At 60.2% G+C, this 14,433-nt stretch carries 10 protein-coding genes; 7 read left to right on the top strand and 3 right to left on the bottom strand.

The window, feature by feature from the left end; genetic code table 11:
• Positions 1-141: 141 nt before the first annotated feature.
• Together C4J87_RS17620 and C4J87_RS17615 are read left to right on the top strand one after the other, a co-directional pair.
• On the top strand, positions 142-2,835 hold the full coding sequence (locus tag C4J87_RS17620) for a hypothetical protein (protein ID WP_124367827.1): 2,694 nt from the start codon (positions 142-144) through the stop codon (positions 2,833-2,835).
• Between the two features lie 276 nt (positions 2,836-3,111).
• The gene (locus tag C4J87_RS17615) at positions 3,112-5,829 is read left to right on the top strand and encodes a hypothetical protein (RefSeq protein WP_124367826.1); all 2,718 of its coding nucleotides are present in this window, start codon (positions 3,112-3,114) and stop codon (positions 5,827-5,829) included.
• Positions 5,830-5,898: 69 nt separating this feature from the next.
• On the opposite strand, the gene dsbG is transcribed toward C4J87_RS17615, so the two are convergent.
• From dsbG to dsbD, 3 genes are read right to left on the bottom strand one after another with little or no spacing between them, the layout of a single operon-like run.
• The gene (gene dsbG / locus C4J87_RS17610; RefSeq protein ID WP_124367825.1) at positions 5,899-6,660 is read right to left on the bottom strand and encodes a thiol:disulfide interchange protein DsbG; all 762 of its coding nucleotides are present in this window, start codon (positions 6,658-6,660) and stop codon (positions 5,899-5,901) included.
• On the bottom strand, positions 6,636-7,481 hold the full coding sequence (locus tag C4J87_RS17605; protein ID WP_124367824.1) for a TlpA disulfide reductase family protein: 846 nt from the start codon (positions 7,479-7,481) through the stop codon (positions 6,636-6,638). Before C4J87_RS17605 ends, dsbG begins: the two co-directional genes overlap by 25 nt.
• A complete protein-coding gene (gene dsbD, locus C4J87_RS17600; protein WP_124367823.1) occupies positions 7,481-9,208 on the bottom strand; it encodes a protein-disulfide reductase DsbD in 1,728 nt (575 codons plus the stop codon). Before dsbD ends, C4J87_RS17605 begins: the two co-directional genes overlap by 1 nt.
• A gap of 176 nt (positions 9,209-9,384) precedes the next feature.
• Here dsbD and C4J87_RS17595 point away from each other — a divergent pair, with 176 nt between their 5' ends.
• The 5 genes from C4J87_RS17595 to C4J87_RS17575 all read left to right on the top strand — a co-directional run bounded on the left by C4J87_RS17595 (position 9,385) and on the right by C4J87_RS17575 (position 14,223).
• Positions 9,385-10,065 carry a response regulator gene (locus C4J87_RS17595; RefSeq protein WP_124367822.1) on the top strand — a complete coding sequence of 227 codons (681 nt, stop codon included), beginning with the start codon at positions 9,385-9,387 and terminating at the stop codon, positions 10,063-10,065.
• Entirely contained in the window at positions 10,065-11,384 is a 1,320-nt protein-coding gene (locus tag C4J87_RS17590; protein ID WP_124367821.1) for an ATP-binding protein, read from the top strand. Before C4J87_RS17595 ends, C4J87_RS17590 begins: the two co-directional genes overlap by 1 nt.
• A 120-nt stretch (positions 11,385-11,504) precedes the next feature.
• Positions 11,505-12,272, top strand: a complete 768-nt coding sequence (locus tag C4J87_RS17585; protein ID WP_124367820.1) for an N-acetylmuramoyl-L-alanine amidase — start codon at positions 11,505-11,507, stop codon at positions 12,270-12,272.
• Positions 12,273-12,518: 246 nt separating this feature from the next.
• Positions 12,519-13,919 (top strand): aspartate aminotransferase family protein, encoded by a 1,401-nt coding sequence (locus C4J87_RS17580; RefSeq protein WP_124367819.1) that lies wholly within the window; start codon positions 12,519-12,521, stop codon positions 13,917-13,919.
• Positions 13,920-14,001: 82 nt separating this feature from the next.
• Positions 14,002-14,223 carry an MbtH family protein gene (locus C4J87_RS17575; RefSeq protein ID WP_124367818.1) on the top strand — a complete coding sequence of 74 codons (222 nt, stop codon included), beginning with the start codon at positions 14,002-14,004 and terminating at the stop codon, positions 14,221-14,223.
• The last annotated feature ends 210 nt before the right edge of the window (positions 14,224-14,433 follow it).

The following is a 14,433-nucleotide window of genomic DNA, read 5'->3' as shown; positions in this document are numbered from 1 at the left end:
GGTCTGGAAGATCGGGTTTTTCCAGCAGAACTGTCAATTCTGACAGTAGGCAGGATTTCTGATCCACGTGTTAGATAACCGCAGTTTCCGGCCCATCCGGCCGGGCCCGACGGTGATCTAACGCTGGACAGGAGTCTTATCGTGGCGAGCAAAATACCTGCAAAAAAAACCGGTTCCATTCAGACAGCTAATTCGCTGCCAGCCGTTGAAGCGGAACTGCCCTATGCGATTATCGAGCACGCTGCGAACAACAGCCTGCTGTATCCCATCGATGCAATCAATGGCACGAAGGCCACGCTGACGCTGCCGGCGAATGCCACCAACGTCATGTTCTATATGGCGGTCAAGGATCAGGACCAGCCAAGCTTCGAGCCGATCTCTGTGGAAAATGGCATCAATGTCGTCGACATTCCGGCACGGTGGGTCAGCTACTGCATCGGGCACACGGTATTGATCAAGTACACGGCCAATGCAGGGGGGCGTGCACTGGAATCCCTGACGCTGGAGTTGGAAATCCAACAGATCAGGGAGGAGCATCTCGTCGTCTCAAGGCCGGTGTTTACCCATGCCAAGGAGGAGTGGAGTACCTGGTACCTGCGCATGCAGGAGTTTACGGGGGATGAAATTGTCGCGATCAAGGCCTGGCCGATGATTCAACCCGGGCAGCGGTTGTTTGTCGTTGTTGCGGGTAACCAGCATGTCGCGCCTTATCGCTTCGCCTGGGTGGCCAGGGATCATGTGGTGCAGGAGCACGAAGCCCATCCAGACCATGTTTTCCGCTTTACGCTTTCGCGAGGCTGGCTGTCCAGGCTGGACGACTATTCGGCGATCACCGCTCACCTGGGCGTGATTTGGGACACCACCGCCCCGGTATACCCTGCGCCTGGCGATCCGCTTCTGGAGAATCCGCTCCCAGTGAACGCCGAGGATTTCCACCTGCGCACCACTTCGTTGTTGCTGGTCGACCCCGGACAGGAACTGAACCCACCGCACTTGAAGGAGTCGGTGGAGCTACCCCCAGGTCAATGGCAGGTCAACCCTACCAATACGGTCAACGGCGGGCATGCAATCGTCAGCTACGACGGCATGTTCGAGGGCGACCATGTCTGTGCCTATGCGTCGGGCCCGAATTACGCGCCGGTGGCCCTCGGCTGCCAGGACGTGAAGAAAGACGAGACGAGCCTGTCGTACGATGTTGCCCCCGATATCGTTGCAGCGCTATTCGACAAGACGCTGACGCTCAACTACAGCCTCCAGTTCAACAGTTATCTACCCCAATCTTCCCCTGATCGCCACATCAAAGTGCTTGCTCCGCACCTGACCACACCGGATATCGAAGAAGCGACGATGGGGACCGTTAATCTCACTACGTTCAACAACGATGCCACGGGTGTGGTACCTCTTTTTGACTATGCCAAAGAGGGCCAATGTTGCTGGATGTGGCTGACGGGCGTGGATGAGGACGGCGCGGCCTTGCAGTTGGATGTGTTGCAGGACGTGCCACTGAAGCCGCACTGGCTAATCGATGGCGTGGATACGTCCATCGCCCGGAATACTCTGAAAAAACTGGCGGATTGCAGCGACTTCAAGCTGCATTTTGCGGCGAGCTTCGATGGACAGTGCGATCGATCGACCGCCCGCGAATTCCCGGCTCGATCTTTCACCATCGTCCAGGAACAGCGAGTGCTCAAAGCGCCCACCGTGCATGAGGCTGTGGGCAACGAGCTGACCGTGTGGAATGGACGAAATGGCGTGCATGTCGAGGTGAGTTACCTCGGTAACCACCCCAATCACACCCTCAGTCTGTGCTGGACGAAGCCAGACGGAGCGTGCTGGCCGCTGGACTCCCAGCCGGGCAGCGCCAGCGGAACCACTACCTTTTTGGTACCTCGAGAGGCGGTGATCGAAAGCATCGGCAAAACGGTGAAGATCAGCTACACCGTCACCAGTGCTTGCAAGGTGCAGACTTCAGATGATTTGAATTTGCACATCAGCGTACCGGTGCGCCTGCCGACGCCGGTGGTGGAACAGGCCACGCCACGCGCTACTCAATACGGCATTCTCGATCTGGCTACCTTCCCCGCAGATGCTCTAATCACAGTTGAAACCTGGTGGTTTGCGCTGGCCGGGCAACGTGTCTGGCTCAAATGCACGGGTATCAAAAAAGATGGCACTGAGCATACTTTCTATGTGGTGAAGGGCCTGCCGCTTACCGCTGAGGAGTCCCAAGCGGGGCTCTCTCAAACGATGAGTCGATCAGATATTTTGCTGTTAAAACATAATTCTCCCCTGACCGTCACCTGCATTACAACGCCAGATAGCAACGATTCAGAAAGGGATTCCATCACTTTTCCAGTGTTGAACCTGATTGTGAAGCGCCAACTGATCTGTCAGGAAGAGCGCTTTGAGGGACTGGCGCAGGGGACGTTTGCCGCAGGCGGCAGTGTTCAGACGAAGTTGATGAAAATAACCTTTCAATCGGGGGCGGGTCTGGCAGGTATAGCGACCTATGGTAATGACAACTATTACTCAGGTAACCACTTTGTCATGTGCCAACATTCCGATCATCAAATTCCACCACAGCTGCATCGATTTGATTTCAGTCGTGAGCTGGAATCTGTCAGGTTCAGTTGGTCCTGGAAACAACGCCCAGGGACAGTCACCTTTTATGGCCCCACCGGTAATGTGGTCCGGCAAGAGACCTATACCGAGGATTGGCGAGGCGGTTTCTGGGTCGAGTTGGCAACGTCGCCTGGGACCTCGGTAGCGTGGATGACGGTACTTGTACAGGACTACTCGTTTATCGATAACTTCAGCATGTGCTACCGCGAATAAGCTGTGTTTGCTGATATACAGTTAGCGAACCCCATGAGTTGTTGTTCTAGGTGAGTGCCCGCCCAATGCGGGTATTCTCCTGGCTGAGTTGGCGTTGCATGGATGGCGCATTGGCGGGGCTTTGAGACGGCCGCTGGTCTGAAACGCCTAGGCTGTCCAGCAGAACTGTTAATTCTGACAGTAGGCAAGGTTCTTGATCCAAGGGTTAGATAACCGCAGTTTCCGGCCCATCCGGCCGGGCCCGACGGTGATCTAACGCTGGACAGGAGTCTTATCGTGGCGAGCAAAATATCTGCAAAAAAAACCGGTTCCATTCAGACAGCTAATTCGCTGCCAGCCGTTGAAGCGGAACTGCCCTATGCGATTATCGAGCACGCTGCGAACAACAGCCTGCTGTATCCCATCGATGCAATCAATGGCACGACGGCCACGCTGACGCTGCCGGCGAATGCCACCAACGTCATGTTCTATATGGCGGTCAAGGATCAGGACGAGCCGAGATTCGAGCCAGTTTCTGTCGAAAATGGCGTGAATGTCGTCGACATTCCGGCACGGTGGATCAGCTACTGCATCGGGCACACGGTATTGATCAAGTACACGGCCAATGCAGGGGGGCGGGCATTGGAGTCCTTGACGCTGGAACTGGAAATCCAACAGATCAGGGAGGAGCATCTCGTCGTCTCAAGGCCGGTGTTTACCCATGCCAAGGAGGAGTGGAGTACCTGGTACCTGCGCATGCAGGAGTTTACGGGGGATGAAATTGTCGCGATCAAGGCCTGGCCGATGATTCAACCCGGGCAGCGGTTGTTTGCCGTTGTTGCGGGTAACCAGCATGTCGCGCCCTATCGCTTCGCCTGGGTGGCCAGGGATCATGTGGTGCAGGAGCACGAAGCCCATCCAGACCATGTTTTCCGCTTTACGCTTTCGCGAGGCTGGCTGTCCAGGCTGGATGACTATTCGGCGATCACCGCTCACCTGGGCGTGATTTGGGACACCACCGCCCCGGTATACCCTGCGCCTGGCGATCCGCTTCTGGAGAATCCGCTCCCAGTGAACGCCGAGGATTTCCACCTGCGCACTACCTCATTGCTACGGGTCGACCCTGCGCTGGATCTGAAACCGCCGCACTTGCGCGAGTCCGCGCATTACAACGGTGAGTGGTGCCTCAATCCTGAAAACACCCAGGAGGGAGGGGAGATCGTTATCCAGGGGCTGGACACTTACAAAGGTGACGAGGTGCGGTTTAGTGTAAGCGGGCCCGGTTATGCGAAAAAGCCGTTGGGGGATTACACGGTTGAACAGGACGGCGAGATGCCTGTCGTCAAACTGCCGGCCTGTGTGGTGGCATGTTTCTTCAACAAGCAGATGACGTTGAGCTATGACCTCGCCGTCAGTGGCACGGTACAGCCGTCCCCAGTAAGGGTGATCAACGTTTTAACAGCCGAATTTGAGCGCCCGTTGATTGAAGAAGCGAACCCGGATCGGTTGTTGTGCCTTGATAACTTTTCAGGGGATGCAAACGTGATAGCGCCCTTGGGGGCATATGGTCAGTGCGCGAGCCATTGCTGGATGTGGATCGATGCTAAACATGCAGACGGCAGCGCTTACCGCTTGGATATCCTGGACGGTGAAGTTGTCACGGACGCTTGGAAAAGCGACGGCGTCAGGGCTGATATTCCAAGGGTTGCATTGGAGAAGATCGGCGATTGCTCCAAGTTCGAACTGCGCGTCAAGGCCAGCTTTTGCGAGGCGAGCGAACTGAAGGACGCCCTCGAATTCCCACCCGCAACATTCACAATTTACCAGCAACCCCTGACGCCACGGGCACCCACAGTCAGGGAGGCACAGGGCGGTGTTTTGGTGGCGTGGAACGGTCGCGAAGGGGGGCATGTCGAGGCGGTTTACGATGGCTATCAACCGAGCCATCAGCATACTGCCCAATGGTGCTTGAAAGGGGAGGACAGTTGCTGGTCACTGCCTTTGCAGCAGGGCACGTCCGACCCGGTCACTTTCCTTGCCTCCCGCGAACAAGTGATCAACAGCTTGCGCAAGACGGCACTGATTTCTTATACCGTAATCAATGCCTGCAAGCAGATGGTGTCCGAGACACTGGAGTTGCAGGTTGGTGAGCCCATCATGGCGCGGCGTCCTCGTCCCGTGGTGAGGCAGGCCACTGGCAACATCCTGGATCTGCGTACCTTCCCAGGGAAGGATGCAGAGGTCATCGTCAAGAGCTCCGATGTCGACGTCGATTTGGCGTGGTGGTTTTTCATGGAGGGGCATTTCGGGGTTATGACGCTTGAAGGAACTGCAAAAGATGGCTCTTCGACCACCGTACCGATCATGGCGAGGCGCCTCGAAAGCAGTGATAGGTACGAATTGTCGTGCTTGATCCCACGCTCGGATTTGGAGAAGTTAGCAAGTAATACGCAGATCACCATTAACTTTTCGCATTTCATAGGCCCAGATCCGGTTAAAAGCGTCGAGATCAAGTTTCAGCCGTTGACGTTGAACTTCATCACAGCGCTTTACGACCTCACTGATTTTGACCCATCCGGCAAAGGCTGGAATGGTTGGCAGAGAGGCTTAGGTGCATTAGACCCCAACGATCTGGAGTTGAGAGATGATCCGTGGGGCGGCTGGATTGGTTACTGGTTGCGTGACTACAGTTATACAGATACATCCAACCCTGCTACTGAGAGCGAGAAAATGTTTAAGATTTTCACCGATCTGGAACCGGGGCGCTCATATCATTTCTCAGCCTTGGTCTGTAATAGTAGTGGTCAAGGCGCCTCCCCCCTCATGGCGTTAGCCGTTGATAGAAAAGATATAACCGCTGTGATACAGCCTCCGACAACCTGGCAGACACTTGAGGGCGTATTCGTAGCTACTTCAAGGACCGCAAGGCTTAGCGTTAATAATCACCAAATGGGTGCGGTCCGTGGTAACGATTTTGGAGTCACTATGCTCAAGCTCAACGAAGTCCAGCAATAGTTAACTGAGGTGGATCAAGCATAAGGCCTTCGATGTTCGGAGGCCTTATCCATAACGTATGCGCGTTGCTTATTTGGGCCCCAGTATCTTCACCAACTTCTCCGGCGACGGCGCCCCTTGCTGTTGCTGCAAGCCCCCCTTGTCATCCAGATAGAAAATCGCCGGCGTCGCCGACAACTCCAGTTCCTCCATCAACTTCATATTGGCATCGAGCTTGGCCTCGATATCCGCCGGGATTTTGGCCAGTGCCTGCAACTTGCTGCCCTTGCCGGCGCCTTCGTGTTCTTCCAGGGCTTTTTGCGGGTCTTTGGCGGCTAACAGCGCTGCGGATTTGCCTGGGCTGTCTTCGCGGATGATGCCGACCATGATGTGGCGCAACTGCACCTTGCCGGCTTTTACCCAAGGGCGGGCTTGTTCCCAGAACATGTTGCAGTACGGGCAGTTGGGGTCGCTGAACAGGTAGACGGTGCGCGGTGCATTGACGTCGCCGTCCTGGATCCAACTGCTCTTTTCCATCTTGGCCCAGACTTCCTTGGACATCGGTGCGTACACCAGTTTTTCCAGGGGCGCGCTGCTCAGGTCGTTGCCCTGGGCGTCGTACAGGTTGCCGGCGATCACGCTTTTGCCGTCGGCGGTCAGGTACAGCGCCATGCCGCGGTTCTGGTATTGCGCGGCGTAGCCGGTGAGGCCGCTGGGGGCGTCGAATTTTCCGAGGATTTTAGCGCCCTTGGCTTCGATCTGTTTGATCGGGGCCGGCCAGTCTTCGGCCTGGGCCAGGGTGGCGGCGAGCGTCAAAGGCAGCAGGGTCAGCAGGTGGCGGAGGCGAGGCATGTGGGTTTCCTTTGTGGGACGGTGTCGAAGGGTTCCATGGCACGGGCCAGGCTGGCTTGGGACAGCTCACCCAGGTGACTGTTGATCAGGCGCCCGTCGGCTGTGTAGAACAGGGTGGTGGGCAGGGCCATGGAACCCACGGCCTGGCCGAGGCGACCGCTGGCGTCAAACAGCACGTTATCCAGGTTCAGGCCCTGAGTGGCCAGGTACGTGCTGACGCTTTGCATGCTCTCGGCCTGGTTGACGAACAGGAAGGTGACGTCCGGGCGTTGGTGCTGCGCGCGTTCCAGCACCGGCATTTCCCGACGGCACGGCGGGCACCAGGTGGCCCAGAGGTTGATCACCAGCGGGCCGCCTTTGTAATCGGCCAGTTGCACTACATTGCCATTGGCATCGCGCAAGGTGATGTCCGGCAGTTGCGAGCCCTTGTCGTAAAGGTGCAGGGACAGGCTGGCCATGCCCCAGAACACCAGGCCGCTGATTACCCCGGCACTCAGTGGCTTGCGCAGGGCCGGGCGCCGCCAGCCGTAGGCCAGCGCTCCCAGCACCAAGGCGATAACGCCGGGCCAGGCGAGAAAGCCGCCGTCGCGCAGGTCGACCATCTGCAGCCAGTCGTTGCGGTAATCGCTCCAGTACATCAGTACAAAGCTGACGCGCGCGGTCAGCATGCCGAGCAGGAACAGGCTGAACAGCACCGATTCGGGGTTTTCACCGCCACGTTTGGCCACGCGCCAGCCCACCAGGGTGGCAAGAATCAGCGCGCTGATCAGCAGGATATGATTCAGCGCGATGGCGAAGGTGCCGATGGTGAGGGTCAGCATCAGCGCGCGTCTCGGGTTTGCGTCCAGCGTTGCAGGAAGGCGGCGGCATCCACTTCGCCGGTGATGCGCTGGGCACGACGTTCTTCACCGTCCGGGCCGATCCACACGAAGCTCGGTGGCCCAGGGACTTTGTAACGGCCAAGCAGTTCGCGGCTGGCGGCGTTGTCGGCGGTAACGTCCAGGCGCAGCAGGCGCACGTCTTTCAAGGCATCCATCACTTCAGGTCTACCGAACACCTGTTTTTCCATGATCTTGCACGACACGCACCAGTCGGCGTAGTAATCCACCAGCACCCATTGGCCCTGGGCCCTGGCGCTGTCGAGCTGGCTTTGCAGGGCGGCGGGGTCGTTGATGGTCACGAACGCATCGTGCGCGCTGGCGGTGGCCGAGACCTGCGCGCCGCTGTAGACCTTCAGCGGTTGCCACAGCTCATCGCTGCCACCCGCCGCGCCCACTACCAATATCGCGCCCCACAGTCCCAGCAGCAGGGAACCGGCGCCACACACCTTGGCGGCCAGGCCGTATTCACGGGCCAGGGCCCAGCCACAATAGGCCATGACCAGCGCCAGTGCGCCCCACAGGCCGATCCACAGGCTTTCGTCGACCACCGGGCGGATCATCAGTACGGCGGTGCCGAGAAACAGGAAGCCGAAGATGCCCTTGAGCACGTTCATCCAGGTGCCCGGCTTGGGCAGGAACCGGTTGCCCACGGTGACCAGCAGCAACAGCGGAATGCCGATGCCGATACCCATGACAAACAGGATCAGGCCACCGTGCAGCGCATTGCCGCTCTGGGCGATATACAGCAAGGCGCCGGCCAGGGGCGCGGTCATGCACGGGCCCACCAGCAGGCCGGACAACGCGCCGAGAATACCGGCACCGACCAGGCTGCCACCGCTTTGCTTGCGGCTGACATGGTCCAGGCGATCGCGCAGGAAGGCCGGCAGTTGCAGTTCAAAGAAGCCGAACATCGGCAGGGCAAGGAGCACGAACAACGCGGCGAAACTGCCGAGGATCCACGGGGTTTGCAGCAGTGCGGCAAGGTTGCCGCCGAGCAACGCGGCCATCACGCCCAGCGCGGCATACACCAGGGCCATGCACACCACGTAGCTGCTGGCCAAGGCAAAGCCGCGACGCGGGCTGGCACCGCTGCCCACCACCAGCCCGGCGAGGATCGGCAGCATCGGCAGCGAACAGGGCGCAAACGCCAACAACAGGCCCAGGCCGAAAAAGATCAACAGGCTCCAGCCCAGGCTGCGCTGTTGCAGGCCGCTGGCCAGGCTCTGGTCCTGGGCCTCGGCGGTGGCGGCGCCTGCCGGGGTGCCGCCCAGGTCCACGGTGATCGATTGCGGCGGATAGCACAGGCCGGCATCGGCGCAGCCCTGCCAGCCCAGTTTGACCTGGCCGGTGGCGCCGGCCGGGATCTTCACTTCCAGGCCCTGGCGATACACTTGCTGTTCGCCGAAGAACTCGTCGCTATGGGCTTCGCCCTGGGGCAACACAGGCTTCTCGGCCAGGCCGTCGAATTTCATGCGCTGCTGGTACAGGTAGTAACCGTCGGCAATCTGCCAGTACAGCTGGGTCTCGCCGCTTTCAAGACGTTCGGAGGTAAAGGTGAACGCTTTGCCCACCGGCAGGAAATCAGGTTTGGTCTCGAAAGGGTTGCCCGGCGCGGCCTGGGCCAGCCCCGCGAACAACACCAGCAGAAAGGTCAATAGATGCCGCATGGTCCAGCCTTAGTTCGATACAAGTGAGACACACAATGTGTGGCGTTGATTAACCGATGATTAACCGGGCGCTATTCTAGAGTGTAGAGATTCTATGGTGTTGCGAAGTTCGCGGCATAATGCGCGCTTAATCCGTGCCTTTTCTAATCACCCGCATCTTTCATGAAGGGTTCAGCATGCACGTACTGGTCTGTGAAGACGACGAACTGATCGCCAGCGGCATCGTGGCCGGCCTCACCGCCCAGGGTTTCACGGTCGAACGCGTGGGCACAGCGGCGGCGGCCAGGGCGATGCTCAGGGCGGCGACCTTCGACATCATGGTGCTCGACCTTGGCCTGCCCGACGAAGACGGCCTGAAACTGCTGCAACAACAGCGCAGCCAGGGCCTGGAAATTCCGGTGCTGATCCTCACCGCGCGTGACTCGGTGACCAACCGCGTCGACGGCCTGCAGGCGGGTGCCGATGACTACCTGCTCAAGCCCTTCGACCTGCGCGAACTCGCCGCCCGCCTGCAAACCCTGCTGCGCCGCGTGGCGGGGCGCAGTGTCAACCTGATCGAACATGGCCGCCTGGCGTACGACCCCAGCAGCCGCGAGACTTTCCTGGGCGGCCAGCCGGTGGACCTGTCGCGCCGTGAACAAGCGCTGTTGCAGGCCCTGCTGCACAACAAGGGCCGTGTGCTCTCCAGCGAGCAGCTCAAGGACAGCGTCTACGGGTTCAACGACGAACTGGAAAGCAACGCGCTCAATGTGCATATCCACCACCTGCGGCGCAAATTGGGCAATGGCATCGTCGAGACCGTGCGCGGCCTCGGCTATCGCCTGGGCCCGGCCGATACGGGAGAGGATGCTCCGTGATGAGCCTGCGCCTGCGCCTGACGTTCAAGCTCGGCGCCGCGTTTGTGTTGATCTGGGCCCTGGCGGCGGCCTGGATGCTCAACGACCTGCGCAACCAGATGATGTTTTCCCTCGACCAGCGCCTGGTCGCCTCGGCGCGTATGGTGGCCGGGCTGACCGAACAGATGCCGGGCCTGGCCAGCGTCGGTGCCGGCACCCATTTGCGCACCGAACAACTCAATGTACCGGGGGGCATGGCCTGCCAGGTCAGTTCCCTGCATGGCGAAATCCTGGCGCGCAGCCATACCACGCCGGAGGAGGGGCTGGAGTCGCGCAAGAGCGGTTTTCGCGACCAGATGATCGATGGCGTGGGCTGGCGCAGTTTCACCCTGTCCCGTGGCGACCTGCTGATCACCACGGCCGACCGTCAGGTGGAGCGTGAGGCGCTGAACCTGTCGATCCTGCTGGCGGCCTCAGTGCCGGTCGGCGTGGCCTTGTTGGGGTGCCTGTGCTTGCTGTGGCTGGGCATCGGCCAGAGTCTGGTGCCGCTCAATCGCATGCGGGACGCCTTGATGCGCCGCAGCGCCGACTCGCTCGAACCGCTGCAGATCCACCCGCTGCCCAGTGAACTCAAGCCGTTGCTCGACACCCAGAACCAACTGTTGCAACGCATCGCCAAGACCATCGAGCGCGAACGCCGCCTGACCGGCGACGCCGCCCATGAACTGCGCAGCCCGTTGACCGCGATCAAGACCCACCTGCAAGTGGCCCGTATGACCGAAGGCGCGGCCCGTGACCAGTCCCTGGCCCACGCCGAGGAAGGCGCCGACCGCTTGCATCGCACTCTGGAGCAACTGTTGCTGCTGGCGCGCGTAGAGGGCAGCTTGTCGTTCGATGACGGTTTGCAGTCCAGCGCCGAGGACGTTGCCAGGCTGGCGATCCAGGACGCCAACGCCGGGGACAACTCGCGCATCGACCTGGTCCTGGCGGACAGCCTTGCCGCCACACCGGTGGACATGCCCGTGGGCCTGGCCGTCGCGGCCTTGCGTAACCTGCTGGACAACGCCTTGCGTCACACCCCGGCCGATACCCGGGTGGAGCTGAAGGTGTCGTCCAGCGCTGACAAGGTGATATTCCGCGTGCGTGACCATGGCCCGCAGATATCCAGCGAAGACCTGCAATACCTCACCCAGCGCTTCTGGCGCAACGGCAGCAGCGACGGCTGTGGCCTGGGCCTGGCGATCGTTCAAGCGATCGTCCAGCGCTGCGCTTGCTCGTTGACATTCGACAGCCAGGCGGATGGCCTGCGGGTTGAATTGGGCATGCCGCTGCGACGCTGACTTTTCTGCAAGTGCCAAATAGTTACCGCCCGCTTGAAGCTCACGCCTTCAGGATGGCGGTAATTTTTTTGCGCTTGAAAGGGCCGAATGATTCGGCCCGTACTGAAAAGGACGGATCTTATGTTGGTCATCGATACCAGTTTCCCTGCCAGGGACTTCAACGAACGTAACGGCGAGCCGGTGGGGCAAATACTCTTGCATTACACCGCGGCGCCCTTTGTCTCGTCCTTGCGCACCCTGACCCAGAACGGGGTCAGCGCTCACTATCTGCTGCCCGATCCTGACGAACCGGCCTACCGCGCCGCCGGTTATGAAGAACTGCGCGTGTTTCGCCTGGTGCCCGAGGACAAGCGCGCCTGGCATGCCGGGGCGAGCCATTGGGATGGGCGGGATAACCTCAACAGTCGCGCGATTGGCATTGAAATCGTCAACCTGGCGCGCGATGACAAAGGCGTGTTCACCTTCCCGGCGTATCGCGAGCAACAGGTAGAGGTTTTGATTACGCTGGTGCGCGATATTCTGGAGCGTTATCCGCAGATCGGACCGGTGGATATTCTCGGGCATTCGGATGTGGCGTACTGGCGCAAAAGCGACCCGGGGCCCGAGCTGCCTTGGCGCTGCCTGTATGAGGCCGGAGTAGGCGCCTGGTTTGACGAGGCAACCCGAGCGATGTACCAACGCCGGTTTTGCCTGGGGTTACCGCCGGAGGTGGAGGTAGAGCGGGCCTTTCAGCGGTATGGGTACAAACCAGCGTGGAACCGCCAAGCCTTTGAACAGCGGACCCGGGCGTTTCAAATGCACTTTCGGGCGCGGGATTACGGTGGGCTTCTGGATGCCGAGACTTGCGCGATCCTGTACGCGCTCAACGACAAATACCGCGGGCTTTGAAACCAAACGCCATTCAAATGTGGGAGGGGGCTTGCTCCCGATAGCGGAGTGTCAGCTAACCATTGGCTGCCTGATACACCGCCATCGGGAGCAAGCCCCCTCCCACATTTGATTTGCACACGTCTGTAAATCTGACCAGGTCCCTAAATCCCCCCGCACCTGATGCGTCTTCAGAACATGAAGTCCGTGCGCATTCCCCGCCCCCCACGGATGACCACCATCACCCGCGTATTGAGGGATCGAGAGATGTCAGTCGCCACCAGCCCCATCGAAGCCGCGCCTGTGCACGTCAGCGAAACGCTCTACCAGTTCGACGACAGCCCGTTGCTGGCCCGCCAGCGCCAGCAGGAGTCCAATGCCCGCAGCTACCCGCGGCGCATCCCCCTGGCGCTCAAGCGGGCCAAGGGTATTTATGTCGAAGATGTGGAAGGCCGCAGTTTCATTGACTGCCTGGCCGGCGCGGGCACCCTGGCGCTCGGCCATAACCACCCGGTGGTGATCCAGGCCATTCAACAAGTGTTGAGCGATGAGTTGCCGTTGCACACCCTGGACCTGACCACGCCGGTCAAGGATCAGTTCGTGCAGGATTTGTTCGGCCTGCTGCCGCCGGAACTGGCGCGCGAGGCGAAAATCCAGTTCTGCGGCCCCACCGGCACCGATGCGGTGGAAGCGGCCTTGAAGCTGGTACGCACTGCCACCGGGCGCAGTACGGTGTTGTCGTTCCAGGGCGGTTATCACGGCATGAGCCAGGGCGCGTTGAGCCTGATGGGCAGCCTCGGGCCGAAGAAGCCGCTGGGCGCATTGCTTGGCAACGGCGTGCAATTTCTACCATTCCCCTACGACTACCGCTGCCCGTTCGGCCTGGGTGGCGCGCAGGGCGCGCGGGTCAACCTGCATTACCTGGAAAACCTGCTCAACGATCCCGAAGCCGGCGTGTTGCCGCCGGCAGCGGTGATTGTCGAAGTGGTGCAGGGTGAGGGCGGCGTGGTCCCGGCCGATCTCGACTGGCTGCGCGGGCTGCGGCGTATCACCGAACAGGCGGGCGTCGCGCTGATCGTCGATGAAATCCAGAGTGGCTTTGGCCGCACCGGCAAAATGTTTGCCTTCGAGCACGCGGGGATCATCCCGGACGTGGTGGTGATGTCCAAAGCCATTGGCGGCAGCCTGCCGCTGGCGGTGGTGGTGTACCGCGACTGGCTCGACACCTGGTTGCCGGGCGCCCATGCCGGGACCTTCCGTGGCAATCAGATGGCAATGGCGGCGGGATCGGCAGTGATGCGCTACCTCAAGGAGCACGACCTGGCCGCGCATGCGGCGGCGATGGGCGAGCGCCTGGCTGAACATTTGCGCCTGCTGCAGCGCGACTTCCCGCACCTGGGCGATATTCGAGGGCGTGGGCTGATGCTCGGCGTGGAGCTGGTTGACCCGGATGGCGTACGCGACATCCAAGGCCACCCACCGGTGCATCGTCAGCTCGCGCCGTTGGTACAACGTGAATGCCTCAAGCGCGGCCTGATCCTGGAGCTGGGCGGGCGGCATGGCGGCGTGGTGCGTTTCCTGCCGCCGCTGGTGATCACCGCCGCCGAGATCGACCGGGTCGCCGAGATCTTCGGGCGCGCCGTGGCAGCGGCGCTCGCCAGCCTCTAATTTTCCAGGTCCCTGAAACGTTTCTAGAGATATCAGCGCTGCGCATGGTGCGCGGCCAGCCTTTGAGCGACGGAGAACCGCAATGACCTCAGTATTTGACCGCGACGACATCCTGTTTCAGGTAGTGGTCAACCACGAAGAACAGTATTCGATCTGGCCCGACTACAAGGCCGTGCCGGAAGGCTGGCGAACCGTGGGCAAGAGCGGCATGAAGAAAGAGTGCCTGGCCTATATCGAAGAGAACTGGACGGATATGCGCCCGCTGAGCTTGCGCCAGAAGATGGATGGCGCTGCAATCGCGTAAGCGCCGCGCTTCAAATGTGGGAGGGGGCTTGCCCTAATGCCAGTCAGTTAAGGCTTTTTGTAGGAGCGAGCTTGCTCGCGAAAAACTCACAGGCACCGCGTTCATTCAGAAAGCACGCGTTATCGTTGACGTTTTTCGCGAGCAAGCTCGCTCCTACAGACGGCGGTGTACGCTTAACTGACTGGCATTAGGGCTTGCCCCCGATAACGG

The organism is Pseudomonas sp. R1-43-08, from assembly GCF_003852255.1.
Taxonomy (GTDB): domain Bacteria; phylum Pseudomonadota; class Gammaproteobacteria; order Pseudomonadales; family Pseudomonadaceae; genus Aquipseudomonas.
This window is presented reverse-complemented; position numbering and strand designations above follow the sequence as displayed.

Coding starts and splice junctions, on each gene's coding strand:
- dsbG (WP_124367825.1), bottom strand. CDS start 6,660: ATGCCTCGCCTCCGCCACCTGCTGACCCTGCTGCCTTTGACGCTCGCC.
- C4J87_RS17605 (WP_124367824.1), bottom strand. CDS start 7,481: ATGCTGACCCTCACCATCGGCACCTTCGCCATCGCGCTGAATCATATC.
- dsbD (WP_124367823.1), bottom strand. CDS start 9,208: ATGCGGCATCTATTGACCTTTCTGCTGGTGTTGTTCGCGGGGCTGGCC.
- C4J87_RS17595 (WP_124367822.1), top strand. CDS start 9,385: ATGCACGTACTGGTCTGTGAAGACGACGAACTGATCGCCAGCGGCATC.
- C4J87_RS17590 (WP_124367821.1), top strand. CDS start 10,065: ATGAGCCTGCGCCTGCGCCTGACGTTCAAGCTCGGCGCCGCGTTTGTG.
- C4J87_RS17585 (WP_124367820.1), top strand. CDS start 11,505: ATGTTGGTCATCGATACCAGTTTCCCTGCCAGGGACTTCAACGAACGT.
- C4J87_RS17580 (WP_124367819.1), top strand. CDS start 12,519: ATGTCAGTCGCCACCAGCCCCATCGAAGCCGCGCCTGTGCACGTCAGC.
- C4J87_RS17575 (WP_124367818.1), top strand. CDS start 14,002: ATGACCTCAGTATTTGACCGCGACGACATCCTGTTTCAGGTAGTGGTC.